The sequence below is a fragment of the Pedobacter psychrodurus genome (genome assembly GCF_032678585.1).
GTDB classification, from domain to species: domain Bacteria; phylum Bacteroidota; class Bacteroidia; order Sphingobacteriales; family Sphingobacteriaceae; genus Pedobacter; species Pedobacter psychrodurus_A.
The window spans coordinates 23,616-32,008 of sequence record NZ_JAVTSN010000066.1 but is presented as its reverse complement, the minus strand read 5'-3'; the positions used below and the strand labels follow the sequence as shown (position 1 = coordinate 32,008).

Here is an 8,393-nt window from a genome sequence, read left to right as displayed (position 1 = left end):
GAACGAAGCAATCCTACAACTATAGGTGGGCAATTATTAATGATCATTAACTAGCCACAGCATTAAGATTTAGCTGCGTACTTCACTTCTTCGTAAGGTTGTACCAATACCCATCCTTCGCCAAAGAATTCCAGCTGGAAAGATTCGCCGCTTCCTCTCCCGATAAAAGAACCGAAAGTTAAATTGGTTTTGATGTTTGGCGTTAGGTTTTCAGACCAGGCCACTGTCGCATTTGGATCGGTGTACACAGGCTGGTTTGCGGTAACCCTTAATAAAATCGGTTCTCCATGTGTAGTAATGGCAATATAACCGCTTCCAGAAAGTTTAACCTGAAATAAGCCACCACTCATCATCCCTGCAATGCTTTTCAGCATTTTTATTTCATTTTTAATGCCCTCTTCTAAAGCCAGTACATCATTTCCGTTTACAAAAACCGATTCGTTCTGAAGTTTAATGATTTTTACTTTCTTGCCTTCATCTGCCAAATACAACTTACCTGTTCCTGTAGCGTGCATTAGCGAAGTACCTTCGCCAGAGATAGCTTTCTTTAACAAACCACCAAGGCCTTTGCTCAATAAACCTTCTCTTTTAAAATCGATATTCCCGATGTAAGCAACCATTGAACCTGCTTTCGCCAAAATCTTTTGGCTTTTTAGGTTTACTTCCAGCATGGCTGGTTTTTCCAATTCGAAAAAATCGTTCTCATTTGGATTTTCTGCCGACTCCCGAATTAATTCGTTCAGCGTGTACTCTCTTTGTGCCATAATTAATTTAAATTTTCCGTTTTTAGGTATCTGATTACTAAATATTCCCTTAAACTATACATTTTAAACTAGAAGCATAGTAGGTTAACGCTATTTTTTTTTCCACAATCAGGTTCATAAACTATTTGGAGATGAGCATCTTAATTTCTTTGGATACCCTTGTAGCCACCTGAGATGCGGTAATCACAAAATGTTCATGAGCTAAACCATCACCTGCTTTTCCATGAATGTAGCACGCTAAAATAGCAGCATCTGTTGCAGCATACTTTTGTGCTACAAAGCCAGCAATGATGCCTGTAAGAATATCGCCCATACCTCCCTGTGCCATGGCCGGATTACCTGTTGGATTAACTAAAACCTTACCTGTTGGCAAACAGATAAAAGTATATTGATTTTTGAGCACGATTACAATCTTAAGTCTTCTGGCTTGTTCTTTAGCCCTTTCTACCCGATCCCACCAGTGATCATGTTCCCCGAATAAACGATCAAACTCTTTCATGTGAGGTGTAAGAACGCTGTTGGGCGCAAGTTTATCAATCAGATCAGATCGTTCTCCCAAAATATTCAGGGCATCAGCATCAATGATTAAGGCCTGTCCAGCCATAATCAGGCTTTCTAGCAACTTTTCATTCTCAGGCGCTGTGCCTAAACCTGGCCCTATGGCAATGGCCTGATATTTCTTCGGATTTTCAATCCGTGTATATTCATCTCTAACCAGTGCCATCACCTCTGGCAAAGTGGTATTTAAAGCAATTAAACCACTTTGCGGGATACATGCAGTGGTTAATCCGGCACCAGTATGCAAACAGGCCATTGAAGAAAGTAAGGCTGCCCCCATCGTGTTGGTGTTTCCGGCGATAATCAAGACATGGCCGTAAGTGCCTTTATGACTAAATAATTTTCGGGGCTTAAGCAGCTTTTCGATATCGCTTTCTTCAAGCAAGTAAAAACCGGAATCCTGTTTTTGAATAAAAGTCTCATCCAGATCAATATCAACCACTTCATATTTTTCGGTCGCTGTTGCTGATTCAGGAAAGAAAAAATTGATCTTCGGACGCTGAAAACAGATCGTTTTATAGGCTTTTATGCCGTTATAATCTTTTGGTAGTTTGCCTTCAGTAAAAAAACCTGTGGGCACATCAACTGCGTAAACTTTTTTGTTCAGTTTGTTGATCATCTGAACCAGTTCTTCAAATGCACCGCTTAAAGGTTTATTTAAACCAGAGCCTAAAATCGCGTCGATAATTAAATCTGCTTTGATATTCTTTAAATCAGCAGGTGCGTTAATGATTGTTTTTTTACAGCGTGTTTCCTCAATCCGCTGCAGGTTGATGGCAAAATCATCGCTTTGTTTTTTGCCGAAATCGACAATATAAACTTTGATATTCTCGTATCCGTTAGCGATGAGTAGGTGCGCAATGGCCAATCCATCACCACCGTTATTTCCCTTCCCGCAGAATATGGCAACACTTTTATTGGTATCAAACTCATCCCTCAAAAAACTTTGAACAAAAGCCCGCGCCGCTTTTTCCATCAGATCGATAGAGGCGATGGGTTTATTGGCAATGGTAAACTGATCGGCGCTGCGCATTTGGGCAGAAGTAAGCAATGTTCGCATATCACTAAGATAAAACTATACAGCTATAATGCAAAAGATGGGATTTTGTTTGATTTTTCCTCCATTAACAGAATGTTATCGAATAGTTTATGTGTTTTTAACCACAGATGTACACACCTGCCCCTCAGTTCAGGCGGGGATAAACACGGATATTACCCCCATGTGCATACCCATCTAAATAACATCACATTTTTTTTATCTTCCGAAAATCGGGGCAGATTAAGGCTAAATGATTTTACCTGTGTTTAATGGTTTAACTTAACAACATTCCTTTCGTGGCTCAGATTTCTGAAATAATTTAAAGCAAGTCCTTTAATTTTTATACCTTTTGCCAATCTTTAGCGTTGTCTATTGAATTAAATTAAATCTCAAAACAATGAATCAAAAACCATCGAATGCATTCGTGGCAGCAGCCTGGATGGCATTAGGTATCGGAATGATCGGCTTTATTGTAGGCTTGTGGCGTTCTGATATGCTTCTTAACGAAAAAGGATATTATTTTACCGTATTGATGTTTGGCCTTTTTGCCGTAATCTCTTTACAAAAAGCTGTTCGCGATAAACTGGAAGGAATCCCGGTTACTGAAATTTATTATGGTATCAGCTGGTTTTCTACACTATTAACCATCACCTTATTGGTAATCGGTTTGTGGAATGCCACCTTGCTGCCCAGCGAAAAAGGATTTTATGCCTTTGCCTTTTTACTTTCGTTATTTGGTGCCATTACGGTACAAAAGAATACGAGAGACAGCCAGATTGTGAATAAAAACCGCGATACGGAGTAGCCGTATCTGTTTATTCTTAATGAATTTATTAAAACCAATGCTTCGGCATTGGTTTTTTAGTTTTCAGCTAAAAACGAGATATATTATCTATTTAACTAAAAAATAATTACTACTTTAAACACCAGATACCGAAGCGAATAGTTTATCATTTTCGAGCAAATTTTATAAACCTATTTAATCTTATACATCCTGCCAATGGAACAAAAAGATGGCTTAAAAAAAACGCTCACCCCCTTTATGCTTTGGGGGTTGGGTGTAGGTTATGTAATTTCGGGAATGTATTTCGGCTGGAACCTTGGCCTCGAAAAAGGTGGTACGTTAGGCATGGCCATCGCAACGGTTGCCATCATGATTATGTATGTAACCTTTAGCTTCAGTTATGCCGAACTGGCCTGTGCCATACCAAAGGCAGGCGGTGTTTTCGATTATGCCAATACAGCGCTGGGTAAAAATATTGGTTTTATTGCAGGTATTGCCCAAATGGTCGAATTTATATTTGCACCACCAGCTATTGCTTTTGCCATTGGTGCATATTTTAATGCTTTCTTCCCGCAGGTACCCATCCTTACCAGTGCAATTGCGGTGTATTTTATCTTTACGGCCCTAAATGTTTATGGCGTAAAGGCCGCCGCCTCATTCGAAGTGATCATTACGGTTTTAGCTGTTGGCGAGCTGCTTTTGTTCTCCGGTATTACACTACCTAAATTTCGTGCAGAGAACCTGGTCCATAATAATTTTCCGAATGGCTGGAGCGGTGTTTTTGCCGCCATTCCCTTTGCCATTTGGTTTTTCCTGGGCATTGAGGGTGTTGCCAATGTAGCTGAAGAAACCAAAAACCCACAGCGCGATATCAGCAAAGGTTTTGGCTGGGGCATATTTACCTTAGTGGTATTGTGTGTGCTGGTTTTTATTGCTACCATCGGCATTGGCGGTTGGGAAGCCATTGTATATAAAAACGGGAAATCGGGCGAAACTTCCGATTCGCCTTTGCCCCTTGCACTCTCGATGATCACCGGCGACAATCACCTGATGTATCATTTATTGATTACAGTGGGGCTTTTCGGTTTGGTTGCATCATTTCACGGATTGGTATTGGCAGCCGGCCGTTCTACTTATGAAATGGGCAGGGTGAAAAGTATTCCCGCAATTTTAGGTAAAATATCCCCAAAATTTCAAACGCCAGCCAATGCATTAATTGGCAATATGGTAATTGGTATTATTGCCCTCCTATCCGGCAAAACAGCCGAAATCATCATTATTTCGGTATTTGGAGCACTAACCTTATACATCATTTCAATGGTTTCGGTAATGATACTCAGGAAAAACAAACCTGAAATGGAAAGACCTTTTAAAACACCGGTTTATCCTTTATTTCCCATCATTGCATTGATCATTTCCTGCGTTTCGTTTATCGCGATGCTGATTTATAATCTTAAATTGGGCTTAATTTATTCGGGCATCGTTTTAGGCATATTTCTTCTATATAAAATCTTTAAAAAGGCAGATCAATGAGTACGAGCAAAGAAATTCTGGATTACGTTAAAAAGCATCCCTCTGGAAAAGTAAAATTAGCTGTCGCCGATATCGACGGTATTTTGAGGGGAAAATATGTAGCTGCCGAAAAATTTGCATCTCTGGTTGAAGGCCGCTTAGGCTTCTGTGATGTTACCTTTGGCTGGGATGCCGGCGATGTAGCTTACGAAAACGGCAAATATACCGGTTGGCATACCGGTTATCCTGATGCACAGGTTAAAATTGATATCAGTACCTTTCGGAAAATCCCATGGGAAAATGAAGTGCCTTTTTTTCTGGGCGATTTTATCAACGATCAGGATCAGGCAAATTTTGTATGTCCAAGGCAATTGTTAAAAAAACTAATTAACGAATGTGAAAATGAAGGCTTTTCTCCGCTCTTTGCCCAGGAGTTTGAATGGTTCAATTTTTCGGAAACCCCAGAAAGCATCCATGAAAAAGGTTTTGCCAATTTAAAACCCTTAAGTCCGGGCATGTTTGGTTATTCCATTCTAAGGAGTACTTACCGGAATGAATTTATGAGCGACCTGTTCGATCTGCTGAATAAATTCGACATCCCAATTGAAGGTTTACATACCGAAACCGGACCTGGGGTTTATGAAGCCGCCATCAAATATGCGCCAGCCTTACAAGCAGCCGACCAGGCAATTTTGTTTAAAACAGCCGTAAAAGAAATTGCCTATAAACACGGTATCCTGGCTACATTTATGGCTAAAATAAGCGAGAACCTACCGGGATGCAGCGGCCATGTGCATCAAAGCCTTTGGGATGCAAACAAAAAGACAAATCTGTTTTACGACGAAAAAGATGCCGATAAAATGAGCGAAACCATGAAAAATTATATCGCTGGTCAGCTGCATTGCTTACCTTATCTTTTACCGATGATTGCCCCTACCATTAACAGTTACAAACGTTTCGTTGAAGGTGCATGGGCACCCACCACGGTAACCTGGGGCATCGATAACCGCACCACGGCACTGCGTGCATTGCCGGGGAGCAAAAAGGCTTCGCGTTTAGAAACCCGGATAGTGGGTTCAGATACCAATCCTTATTTAGCACTTTCGGCCTGTTTAGCTGCCGGAATGTATGGCGTTAAAAATAAGTTAAAACTGGAGCAACCCGCAACCAAAGGAAATGGCTATACCAATTTATCAAATGGTATACTATCACGCAATTTATTCGAGGCGACACAAAAGATGAAAAATTCAGATCTGGCGAAAACATTATTGGGCGAAGATTTCGTTGATCATTTTACCATGACCCGCGAATGGGAATGTAAGCAGTATGCCAAAGTAGTAACCGATTGGGAACTGAAAAGGTATTTAGAGATTATTTAACAAAAAGAGTCGTCATGTTAAACTTGGTTCAGAATCTTTTTAACAACCCAAGCTTAGATGCACTCAGATGAATGAGGTGGTAAAAAAAATAAAACACGCTATGAAGGTTTACCACCTTAGAACACTTTAGCAAATGATAGAAAGTTAGGCCTTTTATAGGACAGTAAAAATAACAACCCAAGCTTAGATGAACTCAGGTGACTGAGGTGGTAAAAAATAAAACAAGCTATGAAGGTTTACCACCTTAGTCATCTTAGAACACTTTAGCCAATGGTAGACAACCAGGCTTTATAGCATAGAAAACAACAATACGCCTAAGTGATATTAGGTGATAAAAAAGATAAAATAAGTGTCATGATATTTGATAAAATCCATCAGTTTAATTTTCCAACAACCATCCGTTTTGGTGCAGGTGCAGTAAAAGAATTGCCGGCCTACTTAGCAAAAAACAATTTAAAGGCACCATTAATTGTTACCGACCCGACCATTGCCCAGCTTCCATTTTTTAAAAGAATTGTGGATGACTTAAACGCAAAAGGCATTTCAGTAGAAGTTTTTAACGATATCCACAAAAACCCGGTAAAGAGTGATGTTTACAAAGGAACTGATGTTTGGGATGCCACACATCGCGATAGCATTGTGGGTATTGGTGGTGGTGCGGCACTGGATGTTGCCCGCTCAATTGTACTCCGCGTGAACCACCGCGAAGACCTCTTCAAATACGATGATTTAATTGGTGGGGATATTTACGTTACCAACGAGGTTCCGCATTTTATTACCATCCCAACTACATCAGGTACCGGAAGCGAGGTGGGCCGCAGTGCGATTATTGCCGATGACGAAACCCATCAGAAAAAAATTCTCTTCTCGCCCAAGTTAATGGCGCAGATCGTTTTTGCAGATCCGGAGTTAACTATGGATTTACCACCATTTATTACCGCAGCTACAGGAATGGATGCGCTGACACACAATATGGAAGCTTATCTGGCCAAAAACTTCCATCCCATGTGTGATGGGATTGCCTTAGAAGGAATTTCGTTGATCAAGGATTCGTTAGAGCAGGCAACCAACAATCCAGATTTAGAAAGCCGCAGTAAAATGCTCATGGCTTCGATGATGGGTGCCATAGCCTTTCAAAAAGGTTTGGGGGTAGTGCACTCGCTGGCACATCCACTTTCGTCGCTTTTAGATACCCATCATGGTTTAGCCAATGCCGTAAATATTCCATATGGCATGCAATTCAACATTGCTGGTTTTGAAGACCGTTTTAAAAAAATTGCCCGAACTTTAGCGCTTAAAGACGAAACTGGCGAAGCGGTTGTAAAATATCTGTTCGATTTAAATACAAAAGTGAATATTCCGCATAAATTGAGTGATATTGGCGTTAAAAATGAACACATCGAAACACTTGCCGATTTAGCCTTTGCAGATTTTGCACATCCAAATAACCCTAAACCAGTAAGCAGAGCAGACTTTAAACAACTATATCTAAATGCACTTTAAAGCAGCCATTAACCACAGATAAAGAGGATGAACACAGATAAACGGCGATATAACTTAAATAAAAAATTGCAATCCAAATCTGTGTTCATCTGTGAAAATCTGTGGCAAAAACATAAAGGACTATGTCTGATAAAATAATCATTGGTGTAACCGATTGCAGCAAATACGCCATTTACCGCGACTGGGTTTTATCCTACAACAATAACGTAGAAGTGATCCAGCTTGGCTATAAACTGAACAATTTTGATGAGATCAAAAAATGTGATGGTATTGTTTTAACCGGTGGAGAAGATGTTCATCCACGCTTTTATAACCAGCCCGAATATTATCCTTATTGTTATGATGATGATATTGATGAAGAACGCGATGAGTTTGAATTTAAGGTTTTAACCTATACTGAGGCCAATTCAATCCCGGTTTTGGGCATTTGTCGTGGTATACAGGTAGGCAATGTGTTTTTTGGCGGAACATTGATCCCCGATATCCCCACCTGGGGGAAATTCGACCATTCCAAGATGCACGATAAATCAGACCGCTATCACGAAATCCTGGTGAATCCATCTTCCTGGCTCAACCAGATCGTAAATACCGATAAGGGCCTGGTAAACAGCAATCATCACCAAAGTACCGATAAAACAGGGAAAGGGCTGGTGGTAAGTGCCATCTCACCAGATGGCATTGCAGAAGCCATGGAAAGGATAGCACCCGAAGGGAAATCCTTTTTGTTATTTGTACAATGGCATCCCGAGCGTTTAAAAGACCAGCATGGACCATTTAGCAAAAACATACACAGTGCATTTATCAATTCAATTGTTAATCATAAATAAATACACAGAAATACCGATTGCGGAAGA

Annotated in this window: 7 protein-coding genes; 5 read left to right on the top strand and 2 right to left on the bottom strand. The window is 40.4% G+C overall.

Annotated elements, in window-relative coordinates; all coding sequences use genetic code 11:
- Positions 1-62: 62 nt before the first annotated feature.
- Complete coding sequence (locus R2S57_RS28030; protein WP_316848224.1) at positions 63-764, bottom strand: AIM24 family protein; 702 nt, start codon at positions 762-764, stop codon at positions 63-65.
- 121 nt (positions 765-885) lie between these two features.
- Positions 886-2,382, bottom strand: coding sequence for an NAD(P)H-hydrate dehydratase (locus R2S57_RS28025; protein ID WP_316848223.1), 1,497 nt, complete (start codon positions 2,380-2,382; stop codon positions 886-888).
- A 376-nt stretch (positions 2,383-2,758) separates the two neighbouring features.
- Between R2S57_RS28025 and yiaA the strand changes: the two genes are divergently transcribed.
- From yiaA to R2S57_RS28000, 5 genes are all read left to right on the top strand, one after another.
- Positions 2,759-3,166, top strand: coding sequence for an inner membrane protein YiaA (gene yiaA, locus R2S57_RS28020; RefSeq protein WP_316848222.1), 408 nt, complete (start codon positions 2,759-2,761; stop codon positions 3,164-3,166).
- A 195-nt stretch (positions 3,167-3,361) separates the two neighbouring features.
- Positions 3,362-4,678, top strand: coding sequence for an ethanolamine permease (eat, locus tag R2S57_RS28015; protein WP_316848221.1), 1,317 nt, complete (start codon positions 3,362-3,364; stop codon positions 4,676-4,678).
- A complete protein-coding gene (locus tag R2S57_RS28010) occupies positions 4,675-6,036 on the top strand; it encodes a glutamine synthetase family protein (protein ID WP_316848220.1) in 1,362 nt (453 codons plus the stop codon). The genes eat and R2S57_RS28010 overlap by 4 nt, the downstream gene beginning before the upstream one ends.
- A gap of 354 nt (positions 6,037-6,390) precedes the next feature.
- Positions 6,391-7,539, top strand: coding sequence for an iron-containing alcohol dehydrogenase (locus R2S57_RS28005; protein WP_316848219.1), 1,149 nt, complete (start codon positions 6,391-6,393; stop codon positions 7,537-7,539).
- Positions 7,540-7,661: 122 nt separating this feature from the next.
- Entirely contained in the window at positions 7,662-8,366 is a 705-nt protein-coding gene (locus tag R2S57_RS28000; RefSeq protein WP_316848218.1) for a gamma-glutamyl-gamma-aminobutyrate hydrolase family protein, read from the top strand.
- Positions 8,367-8,393: the final 27 nt, after the last annotated feature.